Raw genomic sequence first — 19,265 nt, forward strand, 5'->3', positions numbered from 1 at the left:
TCGTTGCGTGTGCGCCCGAGCGGCGTACCCATCGGAGAAACTGCGCCTTTGCGCGAGTGAAGAATTGAGTATCTAAAGGAAAAGCGATGAGTACTACTGCTTTGGTAGAAGGCAAGATCGTACAGTGCATCGGCGCGGTGATCGACGTGGAATTTCCGCGTGAAACCATGCCGAAGATCTACGACGCGCTCATTCTGGAAGGTTCGGAACTGACGCTCGAAGTCCAGCAGCAGCTGGGCGACGGCGTGGTCCGTACCATCTGTCTGGGTGCTTCGGATGGTCTGCGCCGCGGCACGATCGTCAAGAACACGGGCAACCCGATCAGCGTGCCGGTCGGCAAGCCGACCCTCGGCCGTATCATGGACGTGCTTGGCCGTCCGATCGACGAAGCCGGCCCGATCTCGAGTGAAACCACGCGTGCGATCCACCAGAAGGCTCCGGCGTTCGACCAACTGTCGCCGTCGACCGAGCTGCTCGAAACCGGCATCAAGGTTATCGACCTGATCTGCCCGTTCGCGAAGGGCGGTAAGGTGGGTCTGTTCGGTGGCGCCGGCGTGGGCAAGACCGTGAACATGATGGAACTGATCAACAACATCGCGAAGGAACACGGCGGTTACTCCGTGTTCGCCGGTGTGGGCGAGCGTACCCGCGAAGGGAACGACTTCTATCATGAAATGAAGGACTCGAACGTTCTCGACAAGGTCGCGCTGGTGTACGGCCAGATGAACGAGCCGCCGGGCAACCGTCTGCGCGTCGCGCTGACCGGCCTGACGATGGCCGAGCACTTCCGTGACGAAGGCCTCGACGTGCTGTTCTTCGTCGACAACATCTACCGTTTCACGCTGGCCGGTACCGAAGTGTCGGCACTGCTCGGCCGTATGCCGTCGGCAGTGGGCTATCAGCCGACGCTGGCTGAAGAAATGGGTAAGTTGCAGGAGCGTATTACGTCGACCAAGACTGGCTCGATCACGTCGGTGCAGGCAGTGTACGTCCCTGCAGACGACTTGACCGACCCGTCGCCGGCTACGACCTTCGGCCACCTCGACGCAACCGTCGTGCTGTCGCGTGACATCGCTTCGCTCGGTATCTACCCCGCGGTGGACCCGCTCGATTCGACCTCGCGTCAGATCGACCCGCACGTGATCGGCGAAGAGCACTACTCGATCACGCGCGGCGTGCAGCAAACGCTGCAGCGCTACAAGGAACTGCGCGACATTATCGCGATTCTGGGCATGGACGAACTCGCGCCGGAAGACAAGCTTTCCGTCGCGCGCGCTCGCAAGATTCAGCGTTTCCTGTCGCAGCCGTTCCACGTCGCTGAAGTGTTCACGGGTTCGCCGGGCAAGTACGTGCCGCTGAAGGAAACGATCCGTGGCTTCAAGATGATCGTCGAAGGCGAGTGCGACCACCTGCCGGAGCAAGCGTTCTACATGGTCGGCACGATCGACGAAGCCTTCGAAAAAGCCAAGAAGATCCAGTAAAGGTCGGGTGTAACGAAGCGGGCGCCGACCTCGCGCATCACGGCTGCCAAAACGGTAGTGTTGCGCAAAGCCAGCGTCTCTGATTACGCTCAACCCGCCTTGCATGGGACGGGAGTCAGCACTCAAGCGCTAACTCTCGTCGACAGGAGTCGACACATATGGCAACCATTAAAGTAGACGTCGTCAGCGCGGAAGAGGAAATCTTCTCGGGCCAGGCGAAGTTCGTCGCGCTGCCAGGCGAAGCGGGTGAACTCGGCATTCTGCCGGGCCACACGCCGCTCATCACGCGGATCCGTCCGGGTGCGGTGCGCATCGAAGTTGAAAACGGCGAAGAAGAGTTTGTGTTCGTCGCCGGCGGCATCCTCGAAGTCCAACCGGGTGCAGTGACGGTTCTCGCCGACACCGCGATCCGCGGCAAGGATCTCGACGAAGCCAAGGCCGAAGACGCACGCAAGCGTGCGGAAGAGGCGCTGCAGAACACGGGCTCGAACCTCGAGTACGCGACCGCACAGGCGGAACTCGCGTACGCGACGGCGCAGCTCGCGGCAATCCAGCGTTTGCGCAAGCTGCGCGGCCAGCACTAAGGCAGCACGTAGTGGAAGAAAGCAGCCTGCGCGGCTGCTTTTTTTTGATAGCTAGTTGACGTTTACGTAAAGGTCGGCGAAATCCACGAGGTTGGAGAAACGGACGGTCACCGCTCGCCGCGGTCGATGCGACGCGGTGCGGGTAAGACTTGATGCCGGCCGGATACGCGCCGGTGCACAATCGATTTCAAATTCATTTCAATCGAGCGCGCTTGCGCTCACGGAGACAACACCATGGCAACGCATAGCTCGGGAGAAGGTGCGCTCATCGAACCCGCGGATGGACTGTCGTATGTGCGCGGGTCGACTGAAAATCCGTTGAGCGAAGCGACCGTCGGCGAGCTTCTGCGCGACACCGCGGCGCGCTTTCCCGACCGGCCGGCCGTGGTGTTTCGGGAGCAGCGCATCCGCTGGACGTGGAGCGAATTCGCGCAGGAAGTGGATGTGCTTGCGTCCGGGCTGCTTGCACTCGGCATCGCGCAGGGCGATCGCGTCGGCATCTGGTCGCCGAACCGCGTCGAGTGGCTGCTGACGCAGTTCGCGACCGCGCGTATCGGCGCGATCCTCGTCAACATCAATCCTGCCTACCGGCTCGCGGAGCTCGAATACGCGCTGAACAAGGCCGGTTGCAAGACGATCATCACCGCCGAGCGCTTCAAGACGTCGATGTACCTCGAGATGCTGCAGGAACTCGCACCCGAATTGGCGACGCAGCCGCCGGGTGAACTGCATGCCGCGCGGCTGCCGGAACTGCGCTACGTGATCCGCATGTGCGACACGGAGACGCCAGGCATGCTGAGCTTTTCCGACGTGATCGAGCGTGGCCGTGCGTCGTTCGACGCCACTCGGCTCGATGCGATCGGCGCGACGCTGTCGTGCCGGGAGCCGATCAACATCCAGTTCACGAGCGGCACGACGGGCAATCCGAAGGGCGCGACGCTGACGCATCGCAACGTCGTGAACAACGCGCGCTATATCGCGATGGCGATGCGGCTCAGCGAGCAGGACGGCCTGTGCATTCCAGTGCCGCTGTACCACTGCTTCGGGATGGTGCTGGCGGTGCTCGCGTGCGTGTCGGTCGGGGCGAACATGGTGTTTCCGGGCGAGGGCTTCGATCCGGCCGCGACACTCACCGCGACCGCGGAGGAAAAATGCACCGCGCTGCACGGCGTCCCGACGATGTTCATCGCAGAACTCGACCATCCGACCTTCGCCTCGTACGACTTCTCGCGGCTGCGCACCGGCATCATGGCGGGCTCGCCGTGCCCGATCGAGACGATGAAGAAGGTCGTCTCGAAGATGCACCTGAGCGAGATCACGATCGCCTACGGCATGACGGAAACCAGCCCAGTCTCGTTCCAGAGCTCGACGACCGATCCGCTCGACAAGCGTACGACGACAGTCGGGCGCATCCAGCCGCATCTCGAAGTGAAAATCGTCGATCCGCTCGGCAATATCGTGCCGGTCGGCGAAACGGGCGAGCTATGCACGCGCGGCTACTCGGTGATGCTCGGTTACTGGGGGGACGACGCGAAGACGCACGAGAGTATCGTCGACGGCTGGATGCACACGGGCGACCTGGCGACGCTCGACGCCGAAGGCTATTGCAACATCGTAGGCCGGCTGAAGGACATGCTGATTCGCGGCGGCGAAAACATCTATCCGCGCGAGATCGAGGAGTTTCTGTTCCGTCACCCGAAGATCCAGAGCGTGCAGGTGTTCGGCGTGCCCGATACCAGGTATGGCGAAGAAGTATGCGCGTGGATCGTGCTGCGGACCGGCGAACAGGCGACGGCAGAAGAAATCCAGCAGTTCTGCCAGGGACAGATTGCGCACTACAAGGTGCCGCGATATATCCGCTTCGTCGATGAACTGCCCATGACCGTGACCGGCAAGGTGCAAAAATTCGTGATGCGCGAACGGATGATCGGCGAGTTGAAACTCAGAGAGGACAAGACGGCATGACGCCGCCGCAGCACGCTGCGCAGCCAAATATGCCAATAGGTACGGTAGAACGGGAGTTGCGCGGCGAGGATTCGTCGCGCGCAAACGTTTGAGCAGGCGAAAAAAAAGCGGGCCTGGAGCCCGCTAAAAACCACACGCTACGGGGTTAGCGCGAGGAGACCAAAGATGGGACGGTTATCACGACGCCCCTGCGTCGATGACGGCCCCAGCAGGGATGCCCCTTTACAGGGCTTCGGCAAGCGCCGACCGGCAAGTGCATCGTATCCGCTCACACCACGCACACAGCCACATCCGTGTTGAAACCGTTGAGGGCATTGTGGGCGAATTACTCTAGGAACGCGGTAACAAAGTGTTTCAGGTTGTAACGCCCGCCAGATAAGGCGCTGCGGGATTTATTGCCAAAATGAAACCTTTAAAACGTAGTTATTACCGATGACTATGCCGCAATTTAATACGCATGATTGATGCCATTCATGGCGCCTGGTGCAGCAGAAATTGGGTCACTCATCAGCGTGAAATGGTTGCGTCTGCAGCTTTCGATCGAAGAATTTCCTGCGGAACCAGCGCTGTGACCCTGCCCCGAAATACATCGCAATTCGATGAAAAACCTGTGATGCAATGCAGCAAAGCGAATCCGCTTGTGCAGCGTATTGGAAAGGGCCCTTCGTTACATCATCGCCGGCACCCAAATCTCCAGGCGCGCGCAGGCCGCCCTCGCAATCAGTCAGCAACTGACGGCCTCCAACGGACACGGTCGGCTCACTTCAACCACTTGTCCGAGATAGCCTGATACTCGCCGGTCGCTCGAGCGAGATGCAGCCACTGATCGACGTATTGCTGGAACGCGACATCCCCGCGCGGTAGCAACCAGGCCTTCTCGCCGTACTGGAACGGCTTGTCCGGATGCACCGAGCAGAGGCCGGGATTGAGTTTCTGCTGCAGCAGCGTTTCCGACGCATCCGTCACCATCACGTCCGCCTTGCCCGCGAGGATCTGCTTGAAGATCGTCACGTTGTCCGGATAAACGGTCACGTTTGCGTGCGTGAAGTATTGCTTCGCGAACTTCTCGTTGGTGCCCCCCGGATTGACGATCACTCGTGTGGACGGTTGATCGATCTGCGCGACCGTCTGATATTTGTTGACGTCGTCGCAACGGACGATCGGCGTTTTGCCGTCGATCATGTAAGCCTGAGTGAAGAACGCATGCTTCTGGCGCTCGAGCGTCGGCGACACACCGCCAATGCCGATGTCGCACTTTGCGACGAAGTCGTTCATCAGGTTCGACCACGACGTCTTGACGAACTCGACCTTCACGCCGAGCGACTTCGCGAGCGATTCAGCCATGTCGATATCGATGCCCTCGAACTGGCCATCGCCCCTGTAGAACGAATACGGCTTGTAGTCGCCGGTAGTGCAAGCGCGCAGCGTGCCGCGGCTGATGATGTCGTCGAGCCTGGACGGCGCGGGCGCGGCGTTTTGCGCGCTGGCTACGCCGACGTGCATCAGGACGCCGGCGAGCGCGCCGAGCATTGCGAGTGCTGCCTTCTTCATCGAGTCTCCTGGTGGTGTGTAGTGTGCAATTCATCGGTAAAGCTGTTGGATAGTAGCTTGGCAGCGCGGGCTTGAACATCGGCCGTTCAGCCAGGGCGACCCGGGCAGCGGAAGACATCGACCCTGACCCGTGCGGGCAGTGGCGGGCGGTAGTTGATCGAGGTGCGTCCGAGCTGCTTTCCGCCCGCTTCCCACGACGCGCCGTCGCCACATTCATTACCCCGCGACGCGCGATGTCCGGAGCCGCCTCCGGTAAAATGCTCCTTTGCCCTCAGCTCTTCAGTCGCACGCAACGTGGCCCATCAACTCCTGAACGACACTTTTCTGCGCGCGCTGCAGCGCCAGCCCACCGACTACACGCCGATCTGGCTGATGCGGCAGGCTGGCCGCTATCTGCCGGAATACAACGCCACGCGCGGCCGCGCAGGCAGTTTCCTCGGTCTCGCGAAGAACCCGGCTTTCGCGACGGAAGTCACCTTGCAGCCCCTCGATCGCTATCCGCTCGACGCCGCAATCCTGTTCTCCGACATCCTGACCGTGCCCGACGCGATGGGCCTCGGTCTCGAGTTCGTCAACGGCGAAGGGCCGAGATTTGCCCGTCCGGTGCGCACCGAAGACGACGTCGCGCGCCTGACGGTGCCCGACATCGACGCGACACTGCGCTACGTGACCGACGCCGTGCGTGAAATCCGCTCGGCGCTGAAGGACGCGCAGGGCCGCCAGCGCGTGCCTCTGATCGGCTTCTCAGGCAGCCCGTGGACGCTCGCGTGCTACATGGTGGAAGGCGGCGGCTCGGCGGACTTTCGCACCGTCAAATCGATGCTGTACGCGCGTCCCGATCTGCTGCAGCGGATTCTCGAGGTCAACGCGCGCTCGGTCGCGGCATATCTGAACGCGCAGATCGAAGCCGGCGCGCAAGCGGTGATGATTTTCGACACATGGGGCGGAGCGCTCGCCGATGGCATCTATCAGCGCTTTTCGCTGCGCTACATCGAGCAGGTGGTCAGTCAGTTGAAGCGCGAACACGACGGCGAAAAAGTGCCCGTCATCGCGTTCACGAAGGGGGGCGGCTTGTGGCTCGACGACATCGCCGCGAGCGGCGTCGACGCGGTGGGCCTCGACTGGACCGTGAACCTCGGCAAGGCGCGCGAACGTGTCGGTGGCAAAGTGGCGCTTCAGGGCAACATCGATCCGTCGGTGCTGTTTGCGCCGCCTGCCGCGATCCGCATGGAAGCGCGCGCGGTGCTCGACAGTTTCGGCAACCATCCTGGCCACGTTTTCAATCTGGGTCACGGCATTTCACAGTTCACGCCGCCAGAGCATGTTGCTGAACTGGTCGACGAAGTGCATCGTCACAGCCGCGCTATTCGTAGTGGCGCACCTACGCCCGCGTGAGTGTGTAATCATTACCGTTTCTTGTTGCATCGCAGCGAATTGGGCTCTCGCCCTAAGGACCGCAGCTCCGCGAATAGGCCGCCAGATGGTGGTCTTACGAAAGTCAAGAGCTGACTTATGCACACTTCGCACGCTGCGGCGCGGTAGAGACTTTAATCGTGCCCCGACCCTTGCACATGCTCGGCGCATTTGATCTGAGCCTTGTCCGGCAAGGGTTTGCGGGGCGCGTGATGAAATGTGCGGAATCCCACACAAGGCCGTCGCCGCGCCGTTTGCGGCCCGTCGAAGCGAAGTTCTCAACAAAGTTATCCACAGGGCCGCGAGCCGAGCGCAATTGTTCAGTCGAATCCAAAACTTAGCGGTGAAATTAAGGTTTTACTTTAACTTCTACGGCTTCGCGTCCCATGCGACCCACCTCGCGCCGCGAGTTGGCCTCGTGCCGGCTCATCCTCAGCGCCACGCCGAGTGAACGAAATGTTCGTCCGCGTCGCGCTCGACCATCCGCTGCCGACCCTGTTCGACTACCGCTGCGACATCTCCGGGGCGGCTGTCGTAGGCACGCTCGTCAGCGTTCCGTTTGGCAAGCGGCATGTGGTGGGGCTCGTTTGCGAAGTGACCGCTCACAGCGATGTGCCGGCCGAGCGCCTGCGTGATGTGGATCAGGTCTGCACGGCGTGTCCGCCGGTGTCGACACATTGGCTCGCGCTCGCCGCATTCGCCGCGGACTACTATCAGCGCGGTCTCGGCGAAGTGGCGCTGCCGGGGCTGCCGCAGGCGCTGCGCGACGCGTCGCGCTGGTCGCGGCTGTTCGCCCCGGAAGAGCGCTATCGGTTGACGGCCGAGGGCCGCACGGTATTGCCTGACGCCTTGCCGGCCCGCGCGACCGCGCTCCGAGCGCTCGCGCAAGCGCTCGCTCGAGCCGACTTCCTCCTCGCTGCCGACGCCCGCGCGCTGCATCCGAAGGCGCTGGCGACACTCGACACATGGCAGACGGCGGGCTGGGTCACGCTCGATGTGATCGACGCCGCCACGGTGCCCGCCGCCGCGTCGCTGCCGAACATGCCCGCGCCTGCCCTGCCAACCCTCACCGACGAACAGGCGAGTGCCGTCGAAGCGATCCGCGACGCCCACGGCTTCGCGCCGTTCCTGCTGCACGGGGTGACGGGCAGCGGCAAGACCGAGGTGTATCTGCGCGCGCTCGCCGCGATTCTGGCCGGCAAGCCCGATGCGCAAGCGCTCGTGCTGGTACCGGAAATCAACCTCACGCCGCAGTTCGAGGCGGCGTTCCGCGCCCGCTTCGCCGCGCTCGACGCCAGCGCGATCGTCACGCTGCATAGCGGCCTCGCCGAAGGCGAGCGCGCCCGCAACTGGTTCGCCGCGCACACCGGCCGCGCGCGCATCGTGCTCGGCACGCGGCTCGCGGTGCTCGCGTCGCTGCCGCGGCTGGCGATCATCGTCGTCGACGAGGAGCACGATCCGGCCTACAAGCAGCAGGAAGGCTTGCGCTATTCGGCGCGCGATCTCGCGATCTATCGGGCGAAGCAACTCGGCGTGCCGGTCGTGCTTGGCTCGGCGACGCCGTCGCTCGAGAGCTGGTGGCAGGCAGATCAGGGCCGCTACGAGCGGCTCACGCTGTCGCGCCGCGCCGTCGCCGAGGCCGCACTGCCGAGCGTGCGTCTCATCGATCTCGAAGACGAGCGCCGGCGCGGGCGGGCATCGATCGAAGGTTTGTCGGGCCCGTTGATCGCGGCGATAAAGGCGCGTCTCGAACGCGGCGAGCAGAGCCTCGTGTTCCTCAACCGCCGTGGCTACGCGCCGCAACTCGCCTGCGACGCGTGCGGCTGGGTGGCCGGTTGTCCGCGCTGCAGCGCCTACGTCGTGCTGCACAAGCCCGAGCGCGCGCTGCGCTGCCATCACTGCGGCTGGGAGTCTCGTATCCCGCGTTCGTGCCCGGAGTGCGGCAACGTCGATATCGCACCGCTCGGGCGCGGCACGCAGCGCGTCGAGGAAACGCTTGCGAGCGCGGTGCCGGGCGCCCGCGTGCTGCGTATCGACGCCGACAGCACGCGCCGCAAGGGCAGCGCGCAGGCGTTGTTCTCGGACGTGCACGCGGGCGAGGTCGATATTCTGGTCGGCACGCAGATGATCGCGAAGGGACACGATTTCCAGCGCGTGTCACTGGTTGGCGTGCTGAACGCCGATACCGCGCTGTTTTCGCATGATTTCCGCGCGAGCGAGCGCCTGTTCGCGCAACTGATGCAGGTGAGCGGCCGCGCGGGCCGCGCCGGTCTGCCGGGCGAAGTGCTGGTGCAGACGCGCTATCCGCGTCACGCGCTATATCACGCGCTGTGCCGTCATGACTACGTCGGCTTCGCCAATGCGACGCTCGCCGAGCGACGCGACGCGCACCTGCCGCCGTTCGTCTACCAGGCGCTGTTGCGCGCCGAAGGCCGCACGCTCGAAGCGGCGCTCGCGTTTCTGCAGCAGGCCGCCGCCGAACTTGCGCGGATTCCTGCCGCCGGGCGCGTCACCGTCTACGACGCAGTGCCGCTCACGATCGTCAAGGTGATGCACGTGCATCGCGCGCAGCTGCTGATCGAAAGCGCATCGCGCGCGGCGCTGCAGGCTACGCTGCGCGCGTGGCAGCCACTGTTGCGCGCGCTCAAGGGCGTGCTGCGCTGGACCCTCGAAGTCGATCCGCTCGACATCTGACGCCACGGGCCAGATGACGCCCGCCATACTTCTTTGAGTCATATCCATAGAGCGAATGATCGTTTCGCTTTGCGATCCCGCTCGCCTATAGTCGCCAAATCGGCGCATTTTGAGGCTAAACGACAATAACTTCGCGCCGATGCCACTCAACTTTCGCGGGGCATGTGCAATGAGCGACACCCATCACACCGTGCCGGAGGGCGCCGCGCCGGGTCAGCGGCAAGGTACACAAGACGCGCAAACCGCACGAGGCAGCGGCTTTTCGCTGACCGAAGACTGGCTCGCCGCGGGCGTCGGCCTGCTCGTGATCGTGATCGCGTGGGCGCTGTTCGCGTCGGGCAGCAGCATCAAGTGGCTCGCGGTTGCGCCGGCCAAATGGTCGAGCGTCGCGCAGGCCGCGCAGGACATCGGCAAGCATCTACCCAACTACTTCGCGCTATTCGCGACATTCGCGGTGCTGTTCGGCGCGAGCGTCGCCCTGCTCCGGCAGCGCGTCGGCGCGTTTCTCGCCGCCTTCATCGTGGTGTTCGTCGCTTCCGCGCTGATTCTGACGCTCGGCGCATGGGTCGACGCGTCCAGGTACAACCTCGAGCCGCCGCTCGTCGCGCTCGCGCTCGGGCTGCTCGTGTCGAACCTGTTCACGCTGCCGGAGTGGCTCGCGGCCGGGCTGCGCGTCGAGTTTTACATCAAGGTCGGTATCGTGCTGCTCGGCGCGACGCTGCCGTTCACGCTGCTCGTGTGGGCCGGTCCGGTCGCGGTCGTCCAGGCGAGCATCGTGTCATTGGTGACGTTCTTCGTGATCTTTCTCGTTGCGCGAGCATTCGGACTCGATCGACGCTTTGCCGCCGTGCTCGGCGTCGGCGGCGCGGTGTGCGGCGTGTCTGCGGCGATCGCGATTGCCGGCGCGGTACGGGCGAAACGCGAGCAGGCGTCGGTCGCGATCACGCTGGTCGTGCTGTGGGCGATCGTGATGATCTTCGTGCTGCCGTTCGCGTCGCGCTCGCTCGGACTGCCGACGGCCGTCGCCGGCGCCTGGATCGGCACCTCCGAATTCGCCGACGCCGCGGGCATCGCAGCCGCCCAGGCGTACGGCGATTTCGCGCGCCACGCGGGCGGCGCGATCGCCGGCGCGCCGGAAGCGTCGTTGCAGGCCTTCACGCTGATGAAGGTGGTCGGCCGCGACATCTGGATCGGCATCTGGGCGTTCGTGCTCGCAATCGTCGCGACGACGCGCTGGGAAGCGCAGGACAGCGGCGTCGCCGCGCGCGCGAATGCCGGTGAGATCTGGGCGCGTTTCCCCAAGTTCGTGATCGGCTTCGTGATCGCGTCGGCGTTGGTCACGTGGATCGCGAGCCATTATTCACTCGCCGATTACCGTCAGGTCGTCACGCCGCAGTTCGTCGCGCCAATCACGGTGCTGCGCACGTGGGCGTTCACCTTCTGCTTCCTGAGCATCGGTCTGACGACGCGCTTCCGCTCGCTTGCCGCGACCGGTCTGAAGCCGTTCCTCGCGTTCACAGCGGGCGTGGTGGTCAATATCGCGATCGGTTACGCGCTGTCCGCACACGTGTTCGCGTCGTACTGGAACAGCCTCGGATAACGCCGTGAAGATTTCGATGGATCGTGGCGCCGGCGCTACGCCATACATAGGCGCCGTAGAGCGCAGCAGCGCGGCGGACGCGCCCTGCTGCGCCGCATGCCGGCATCGCGTGAGCGAACGGGATGCGCTCGAGCAGCGTATCCCGGGGCTTGCCGTGTTCAGTTCAGGGTTCGGCGCGAGCGTCGCCGATAGCCGACTGTGTGGTCTGCATGACCAGTTGGTATCGCCCGGCGATGTCTGTGCGCGGTTCGAGCCGGTTGCGCCGTCGCTCGGGCCGCGCTGATCCAACAGCGATCTTCAGGCGCAAATCCCCGCGCCAATCCAGTCGCGAATCCCCACATTCGCGCGCATCCGGCTTCATGAGCCGTTGCGCGCTCTCTCCTGATCTCAGTCGTTCAGCGCGTTTCGCGTATTGCCCGCCGATCCACGCGAGGCCGCGCTCGCACGCTTGCGCTCCTCTTCGCGCCGATTCGAGCCCCTTGTCGCGCCTCGAATGAAAAACACCGCACAGGCCGCGCACAGCGCCCAGATGCCCAGTATTACCAGCCACTTTTCCATCACACCAACCCTCGGGAACCCCGTTTATCTTTTCTGCGTGCCCTGAAACCGACGTTTCGGGCCGTCCGTCATCGTGCTTCTGTATATCGGCGCGCGAAGTCGTTTGATAAGGCTTATTTCAAAAAGAATCACGCCAGGGAAAGTACCGATCGAAAACACTCCGGTTCGACTGTCGGCCACCACCCGGAAACCCACGTTCCATAAGGCTTCCGACGGGGTGCAACCAACCTGCCGATTTGGTTGCACCTTTTTATTTGGAGGCGTACGATTCGCCCAACTTTTAGTCTTTCGCCAGGCTCGCGCCCGGTATCAGAGAAGGAAACATGGCTAGCACCACCCTTGGCGTCAAGGTCGACGACCTCCTGCGTTCCCGGCTCAAAGATGCCGCCACCCGCCTCGAGCGCACCCCGCACTGGTTGATCAAGCAGGCGATTTTCGCCTACCTCGAAAAGATCGAGCACGGCCAGTTGCCGCCCGAACTGTCAGGCGCAACCGGCACGGCCGATCTCGCCGACGGCGCGGCGGTCGAGAACGAGGAAGACGGCGCGTCCCATCCGTTCCTCGATTTCGCGCAGAACGTGCAACCGCAGTCGGTGCTGCGCGCGGCGATCACCGCCGCGTATCGCCGCCCTGAACCCGAGTGCGTGCCGTTCCTGCTCGGCCAGGCGCGTCTGCCGGCCAACCTCGCCGGCGACGTGCAGGCGATGGCCGGCAAGCTCGTCGAAACGCTGCGCTCGAAGAGCAAGGGCGGCGGCGTCGAAGGGCTGATCCACGAATTTTCGCTGTCGAGCCAGGAAGGCGTCGCGCTGATGTGCCTCGCCGAGGCGCTGCTGCGCATTCCCGACCGCGCGACCCGCGACGCGCTGATCCGCGACAAGATCAGCAAGGGCGATTGGAAATCGCACGTCGGCCAGGCGCCGTCGCTGTTCGTCAACGCGGCGACCTGGGGGCTGATGATCACCGGCAAGCTCGTGACGACCAATAGCGAGACGAGCCTGTCGTCAGCGCTCACGCGCCTGATCGGCAAGGGCGGCGAGCCGCTGATCCGCAAGGGCGTCGACATGGCGATGCGCCTGATGGGCGAGCAGTTCGTGACCGGCGAGAACATTTCCGAAGCGCTCGCGAACAGCCGCAAGTACGAGGCGCGCGGTTTCCGCTATTCATACGACATGCTCGGCGAAGCGGCCACCACCGAGGCCGACGCGCAGCGCTACTACGCGTCGTACGAGCAGGCGATCCACGCGATCGGCAAGGCCGCGGGCGGCCGCGGCATCTACGAAGGCCCCGGCATCTCGATCAAGCTGTCGGCGCTGCATCCGCGCTACTCGCGCGCGCAGCAGGAACGCACGATGAGCGAGCTGCTGCCGCGCGTGCGTTCGCTCGCGATCCTTGCGCGCCGCTACGACATCGGCCTCAATATCGACGCCGAAGAAGCCGACCGCCTCGAACTCTCGCTCGACCTGCTCGAAGCGCTGTGCTTCGATCCGGAGCTGCAAGGCTGGAACGGCATCGGCTTCGTCGTGCAGGCGTATCAGAAGCGCTGCCCGTTCGTGATCGACTACCTGATCGATCTGGCGCGCCGCAGCCGCCACCGTGTCATGGTGCGGCTCGTGAAGGGCGCGTACTGGGATACGGAAATCAAGCGCGCGCAGGTCGACGGCCTCGAAGGCTATCCGGTCTACACGCGCAAGGTCTACACCGACGTGTCGTACCTCGCCTGCGCGAAGAAACTGCTCGGCGCGCCCGATGCCGTCTATCCGCAGTTCGCGACGCACAACGCGCACACGCTGTCGGCGATCTATCAGCTCGCAGGCAACAACTACTACCCCGGCCAGTACGAGTTCCAGTGCCTGCACGGCATGGGCGAGCAGCTCTACGAAGAAGTCACCGGCCGCGACAAGCTGAACCGCCCGTGCCGCGTGTACGCACCGGTCGGTACGCATGAGACGCTGCTCGCGTACCTCGTGCGCCGGCTGCTCGAGAACGGTGCGAACACGTCGTTCGTGAACCGCATCGCCGACGAATCCGTCGCGATCAAGGACCTGGTCGCCGATCCGGTCGAGGAAGCGTCGAGGATCGTGCCGCTCGGCGCGCCGCACGCGCGCATTCCGCTGCCGCGCAACCTGTATGGCGCGCAACGGCTCAATTCGATGGGCTTCGATCTGTCGAACGAGCATCGGCTCGCGTCGCTGTCGTCGGCGCTGCTCGCGAGCGCGCATCATCCGTGGCGCGCGGCGCCAATGCTCGAAGACAACCAGATCGCGGTCGGCGCCGGGCGCGACGTGCGCAACCCGGCCGACCATCGTGATCTCGTCGGCACGGTCGTCGAAGCGACGGCGGAGCACGTGAGCGCCGCGCTCGGCCATGCGGTGGCCGCCGCGCCGATCTGGCAGGCGACGCCGGTCGAAGCGCGCGCGGACTGCCTCGCGCGTGCCGCGGATCTGCTCGAAGCGCAGATGCACACGCTAATGGGCCTCGTGGTGCGCGAAGCGGGCAAATCGCTCGCCAACGCGGTCGCGGAAATCCGCGAAGCGATCGACTTCCTGCGCTACTACTCGACGCAGATCCGCGACGAGTTTTCGAACGACACGCATCGGCCGCTCGGTCCGGTGGTCTGTATCAGCCCGTGGAATTTCCCGCTGGCGATTTTCATGGGCCAGGTGGCCGCCGCGCTCGCGGCCGGCAACACGGTGCTCGCGAAACCGGCCGAGCAGACGCCGCTGATCGCAGCTCAGGCGGTGCGAATTCTGCGCGAAGCGGGCGTGCCGGCGGGCGCGGTGCAACTGCTGCCGGGCAATGGCGAGACGGTCGGAGCCGCGCTGGTCGCCGATCCGCGCACGCGTGCGGTGATGTTTACCGGCTCGACCGAAGTCGCGCGTCTGATCAACAAGACGCTGTCCGGCCGACTCGATCCGGATGGCAAGCCGATTCCGCTGATCGCCGAAACCGGCGGCCAGAACGCGATGATCGTCGACTCGTCGGCGCTCGCCGAGCAGGTCGTCGCCGACGTGCTGCAGTCGTCTTTCGACTCCGCCGGTCAACGGTGTTCGGCGTTGCGCGTTCTTTGTCTGCAGGACGATGTCGCGGACCGCACGCTCGAAATGCTGACGGGCGCGATGCGCGAGCTCGCGCTAGGCAACCCGGATCGGCTGTCGACCGACGTCGGCCCGGTGATCGACCTGGACGCGAAGCGCGGCATCGACGCCCACATCGCGGCGATGCGCGACAAGGGCCGCAAGGTCGAGCAACTGCCGCTGCCGGAGGGCGCGACGCAGGGTACTTTCGTGCCGCCGACGCTGATCGAGCTCGACAGCATCGACGAGCTGAAGCGCGAAGTGTTCGGTCCGGTGCTGCACGTGGTGCGCTATCGCCGCAGCCAGCTCGACAAGCTGCTCGAACAGATTCGCGCGACGGGTTACGGTTTGACGCTCGGCATCCACACGCGCATCGACGAAACGATCGCGCACGTGATCAGCCGCGCACACGTAGGCAACATCTACGTGAACCGCAACGTGATCGGCGCGGTGGTCGGGGTGCAGCCGTTCGGCGGCGAAGGACTGTCGGGTACGGGGCCGAAGGCCGGCGGCGCGTTATATCTGCAGCGTCTGCTCGCAACGCGTCCGGCTGGTTTGCCGAAGTCGCTCGCGCAGGCGCTGGTGGTCGAAGTACCGCAGGCGGCGCAGGCTGCAGAACAGGGCGACAATCCGGCGGCCGCGCTGAGCGCGTTGCGCGACTGGCTGATCGCCGAGCGCGAGCCGCAGCTTGCCGCGCGTTGCGACGGCTATCTGTCGCATGTGCCGGCGGGCGCGACCGCGGTACTGTCGGGGCCGACCGGCGAGCGCAATACGTACACGCTGGGCCCACGCGGCACGGTGCTGTGTATCGCGTCGACGGCGAGCGGCGCGCGCGTGCAGTTCGCGGCGGCGCTGGCTACGGGAAATCGTGCGTTGTTCGAGGGCGCGGCCGGTGAACAATTGGTTTCGCAATTGCCGGCGTCGCTGAAGGCCCACGCGAGCGTGAAGAAGAGCGCCGACGCGCCGTTCGACGCCGTGCTGTTCGAAGGCGACAGCGATGAGCTGCTTGCGCTCGTGAAGGAGGTCGCGAAGCGCGCGGGGCCGATCGTGTCGGTGCAGGGCGTCGCGGCCCGTGCGCTCGCGAGCGGCGACGAGGACTACGCGCTCGAGCGTCTGCTCACCGAGCGCTCGGTCAGCGTGAATACCGCGGCGGCAGGCGGCAATGCGAATTTGATGACGATCGGTTGAGCGAACCTCGGCGATTTATTCAATAGAAAGGAAGCGGCACGGCGACCCCGACACCGCTCCATCCACACCTGGTATCAAGGAGAAGCTATGCAACACAAAATGAAACAGCTGGCAGGCGCAGCTCTGGTTGCCGCCATGTCGCTGGCGGGGATGGCCAACGCTCAATCGACGGAAGACGTGAAGATCGGTTTCGCCGGTCCGATGACGGGCGCACAGGCGCACTATGGCAAGGACTTCCAGAACGGCATCACGCTCGCGGTCGAAGAGTTCAACGCGACGAAGCCGGTGATCGGCGGCAAGTCGGTTCGCATCGTGCTCGACTCGGCCGACGACCAGGCCGACCCACGCACCGGCACGACGGTCGCGCAAAAGCTCGTGGATGACGGCATCAAGGGCATGCTGGGCCACTTCAACTCGGGCACGACGATTCCGGCCTCGCGCATCTACGCGAACGCGGGCATTCCGCAGATCGCGATGGCGACGGCGCCGGAATACACGCAGCAGGGCTTCAAGACCACCTTCCGCATGATGACGTCCGACACGCAGCAAGGCTCGGTTGCTGGCACGTTCGCGGTGAAGAACCTCGGCATGAAGAAGATCGCGATCGTCGACGATCGCACCGCTTACGGCCAGGGTCTTGCGGATCAGTTCGAGAAGGCTGCGAAGGCGGCAGGCGCGACGATCGTCGATCGCGAATACACGAACGACAAGGCCGTCGACTTCAAGTCGATCCTGACCAAGCTGAAGTCGTCGAACCCGGATCTGATCTATTACGGCGGCGCGGATTCGCAAGCCGCACCGATGGTCAAGCAGATGAAGCAGCTCGGCGTGAAGGCGCCGCTGATGGGCGGCGAAATGGTCCACACGCCGACCTTCATCAAGCTCGCCGGCGATGCGGCGAACGGCACGGTGGCTTCGCTCGCCGGTCTGCCGCTCGAAGAAATGCCGGGCGGCAAGGCATACGTCGAGAAGTACAAGGCGCGCTTCAACGAGGACGTGCAAACGTACTCGCCGTACGCGTTCGATGGCGCGATGGCGATGTTCGCCGCGATGAAGAACGCGAACTCGACCGATCCTGCCAGGTACCTGCCGGTGCTCGCCAAGACGTCGAAGCCGGCCGTGACGTCGGCCAACCTCGCATACGACGCGCGCGGCGATCTGAAGAACGGTGGTATCACGCTGTACAAGGTCGTCGATGGCAAGTGGACGACGCTGCAAAGCGTGGGCGGCAAGTAAGTTTTTTGCTGACTACGGTTGATAATAGAAAACCCCGCTCTGGCGGGGTTTTTTATGGGCGGCGCATTCGACACGCTGTCAGGCCACGTGGCGATTTTCACTGCCCGCGCATCTTCCTCCCCTGCTCACGAATCATCTCGAGCGTCGCCGCGGGCGTGCTCGCTTCCTGCGGCATGCGAATTTCGATCACGGCCGGCAGCTGCGATTCGATCGCGCGTTGCAACGCCGGCAGAAAATCCCCGGTACGTTCAACGGTTTCGCCATGCGCGCCGAACGATCGCGCGAATGCCGCGAAGTCCGGATTCGTGAGGCCGGTGCCATGCACGCGATGCGGATAGTGTCGCTCCTGATGCATGCGGATTGTCCCGAATTGGCTGTTGTTGACGACGATGAACAGCACGCGCAGGTCGTACTGCATCGCTGTCGCGAGCTCCTGCGCGGCCATCATGAAGCAGCCGTCGCCGGCGAGCGCGACCACCACGCGCTGTGGATACAGCGACTTTGCCGCGAGCGCCGCCGGCACGCCGTAGCCCATCGCGCCGCTCGTCGGCGCGAGCTGAGAACGGAAGTGCCGATACGAGAAATGCCGATGCAGCCACGTCGCGTAATTGCCCGCGCCGTTCGTGAGGATCGCGTCGTCGGGCAAGTGGGCGCGTAACTGCTGGATCACTTCGCCCATCTGCACGTCGCCGGGAATTGGGCGCGGCTTGCGCCAATCCAGATACGCGCGATGCGCTTCCTCAGCGGCGCCCGCCCAGGCGAGCCTGCCGGACGGCGACGGTTCCAGTTCCGCAAGCATCGCCGCAAGCTCAGGCATGCCCGAGACGATCGGCAGATCGGCCGCATATACGCGGCCCAGTTCTTCCGCGCCCTGATGCACATGCACGAGCGTCTGCTTCGTCTTCGGGATGTCGAGCAGCGTGTAGCCGTTGGTTGTCGCTTCGCCGAGGCGCGGACCGAGCGCGAGCAGCAAGTCCGCGTCGCGAATGCGCTGAGCGAGCGCCGGATTGATGCCGAGACCGACGTCGCCCGCGTAGTTCGGATGCTCGTTGTCGAAGGTGTCCTGGAAGCGGAACGCGAGTCCAATCGGCAACTGCCAGTTTTCGATGAAACGCCGCAGGTCCGCGCATGCGGCCTCTGTCCAGCCGCTGCCGCCGGCGATCACCATCGGCCGTTGCGCGCCTTCGAGCAACTCGCGCAGCTTCGCGATCTGCGCGGCCGATGGCGACGCCGCCACGCGGTGATAAGCGGGTGCGCCAGGCACCGCGTCGCAGGCATCGCTCAGCACGTCTTCGGGCAGCGCCAGCACGACCGGCCCGGGCCTCCCCGAGGTGGCCGTATGAAACGCATGGCTCAGATATTCGGGGATGCGCTTCGGGTCGTCGATCTGCGCGACCCACTTCGCCATCTGACCGAACATGCGCCGGTAGTCGATCTCCTGAAAGGCCTCGCGATCGAGATGTTCGCGCGCGCACTGACCGATCAGCAGAATCATCGGCGTGGAGTCCTGAAACGCAGTATGAACGCCGATCGACGCATGCGTCGCGCCCGGCCCGCGCGTGACGAGTGCGACACCCGGGCGGCCGGTCAGCTTGCCGAGCGCTTCGGCCATGTTCGCGGCCGCGGCTTCGTGACGGCAGACGATCGTCTGGATGCGCCCGGTTTCGTCGTGCAGCGAATCGAGCACGGCGAGAAAGCTTTCGCCGGGGACGCAGAACACGCGCTCGACGCCGTGTGTGAGCAACGCATCGACGACGAGGCGCGCGCCGGTCGTGCGTGCGGTATGGGAAGCGATAACGGAATTGGAAGCGGAATTGGCAGCGGGAGCATTCGGCAGCGACATTGCGAAGAAGCCTCCTGGCAGTGCGTGGGTGCGTTGGGATGGAGCCGCATCGGGGGAACGTGCAACAGCGGCCGATGG

General features: G+C 64.5%; 11 protein-coding genes. 9 read left to right on the plus strand and 2 right to left on the minus strand.

Annotated elements, in window-relative coordinates:
• Positions 1 to 86: 86 nt before the first annotated feature.
• The 3 genes from atpD (at position 87) to F6X39_RS01250 (ending at position 4,030) form a co-directional block, all read left to right on the plus strand.
• Positions 87 to 1,481, plus strand: a complete 1,395-nt coding sequence (gene atpD, locus F6X39_RS01240; RefSeq protein WP_184036913.1) for a F0F1 ATP synthase subunit beta — start codon at positions 87 to 89, stop codon at positions 1,479 to 1,481.
• 158 nt (positions 1,482 to 1,639) lie between these two features.
• On the plus strand, positions 1,640 to 2,065 hold the full coding sequence (locus F6X39_RS01245; RefSeq protein ID WP_008917918.1) for a F0F1 ATP synthase subunit epsilon: 426 nt from the start codon (positions 1,640 to 1,642) through the stop codon (positions 2,063 to 2,065).
• Between the two features lie 234 nt (positions 2,066 to 2,299).
• Entirely contained in the window at positions 2,300 to 4,030 is a 1,731-nt protein-coding gene (locus tag F6X39_RS01250; RefSeq protein WP_187615203.1) for an AMP-binding protein, read from the plus strand.
• Positions 4,031 to 4,789: 759 nt separating this feature from the next.
• Here the strand turns inward: F6X39_RS01250 and F6X39_RS01255 are convergent.
• Complete coding sequence (locus F6X39_RS01255; RefSeq protein ID WP_184051712.1) at positions 4,790 to 5,581, minus strand: transporter substrate-binding domain-containing protein; 792 nt, start codon at positions 5,579 to 5,581, stop codon at positions 4,790 to 4,792.
• A 294-nt stretch (positions 5,582 to 5,875) separates the two neighbouring features.
• Between F6X39_RS01255 and hemE the strand changes: the two genes are divergently transcribed.
• The 6 genes from hemE (at position 5,876) to F6X39_RS01285 (ending at position 17,344) form a co-directional block, all read left to right on the plus strand.
• Positions 5,876 to 6,976: a uroporphyrinogen decarboxylase gene (gene hemE, locus F6X39_RS01260; protein WP_187615204.1), complete on the plus strand. Its 1,101-nt coding sequence runs from the start codon at positions 5,876 to 5,878 to the stop codon at positions 6,974 to 6,976.
• A gap of 474 nt (positions 6,977 to 7,450) precedes the next feature.
• Entirely contained in the window at positions 7,451 to 9,688 is a 2,238-nt protein-coding gene (locus F6X39_RS01265) for a primosomal protein N' (RefSeq protein ID WP_187615206.1), read from the plus strand.
• Between the two features lie 169 nt (positions 9,689 to 9,857).
• Positions 9,858 to 11,288 carry a YeiH family protein gene (locus F6X39_RS01270; RefSeq protein ID WP_187615208.1) on the plus strand — a complete coding sequence of 477 codons (1,431 nt, stop codon included), beginning with the start codon at positions 9,858 to 9,860 and terminating at the stop codon, positions 11,286 to 11,288.
• Between the two features lie 109 nt (positions 11,289 to 11,397).
• Positions 11,398 to 11,571 carry a hypothetical protein gene (locus F6X39_RS01275; protein WP_260321177.1) on the plus strand — a complete coding sequence of 58 codons (174 nt, stop codon included), beginning with the start codon at positions 11,398 to 11,400 and terminating at the stop codon, positions 11,569 to 11,571.
• A gap of 598 nt (positions 11,572 to 12,169) precedes the next feature.
• Positions 12,170 to 16,108, plus strand: a complete 3,939-nt coding sequence (gene putA / locus F6X39_RS01280; protein ID WP_187615210.1) for a trifunctional transcriptional regulator/proline dehydrogenase/L-glutamate gamma-semialdehyde dehydrogenase — start codon at positions 12,170 to 12,172, stop codon at positions 16,106 to 16,108.
• A gap of 87 nt (positions 16,109 to 16,195) precedes the next feature.
• Positions 16,196 to 17,344: a branched-chain amino acid ABC transporter substrate-binding protein gene (locus F6X39_RS01285; protein WP_187615212.1), complete on the plus strand. Its 1,149-nt coding sequence runs from the start codon at positions 16,196 to 16,198 to the stop codon at positions 17,342 to 17,344.
• Between the two features lie 97 nt (positions 17,345 to 17,441).
• On the opposite strand, the gene F6X39_RS01290 is transcribed toward F6X39_RS01285, so the two are convergent.
• Positions 17,442 to 19,187, minus strand: a complete 1,746-nt coding sequence (locus tag F6X39_RS01290) for a thiamine pyrophosphate-binding protein (protein WP_187615214.1) — start codon at positions 19,185 to 19,187, stop codon at positions 17,442 to 17,444.
• Positions 19,188 to 19,265: the final 78 nt, after the last annotated feature.

This window comes from Paraburkholderia sp. UCT2, assembly GCF_014397665.1.
GTDB classification, from domain to species: domain Bacteria; phylum Pseudomonadota; class Gammaproteobacteria; order Burkholderiales; family Burkholderiaceae; genus Paraburkholderia; species Paraburkholderia tuberum.

Bases quoted from the DNA above. Each gene is read 5' to 3' on its own strand.
- atpD (WP_184036913.1), top strand. From the start codon at position 87: ATGAGTACTACTGCTTTGGTAGAAGGCAAGATCGTACAGTGCATCGGC.
- F6X39_RS01245 (WP_008917918.1), top strand. From the start codon at position 1,640: ATGGCAACCATTAAAGTAGACGTCGTCAGCGCGGAAGAGGAAATCTTC.
- F6X39_RS01250 (WP_187615203.1), top strand. From the start codon at position 2,300: ATGGCAACGCATAGCTCGGGAGAAGGTGCGCTCATCGAACCCGCGGAT.
- F6X39_RS01255 (WP_184051712.1), bottom strand. From the start codon at position 5,581: ATGAAGAAGGCAGCACTCGCAATGCTCGGCGCGCTCGCCGGCGTCCTG.
- F6X39_RS01265 (WP_187615206.1), top strand. From the start codon at position 7,451: ATGTTCGTCCGCGTCGCGCTCGACCATCCGCTGCCGACCCTGTTCGAC.
- F6X39_RS01270 (WP_187615208.1), top strand. From the start codon at position 9,858: ATGAGCGACACCCATCACACCGTGCCGGAGGGCGCCGCGCCGGGTCAG.
- putA (WP_187615210.1), top strand. From the start codon at position 12,170: ATGGCTAGCACCACCCTTGGCGTCAAGGTCGACGACCTCCTGCGTTCC.
- F6X39_RS01285 (WP_187615212.1), top strand. From the start codon at position 16,196: ATGCAACACAAAATGAAACAGCTGGCAGGCGCAGCTCTGGTTGCCGCC.
- F6X39_RS01290 (WP_187615214.1), bottom strand. From the start codon at position 19,187: ATGTCGCTGCCGAATGCTCCCGCTGCCAATTCCGCTTCCAATTCCGTT.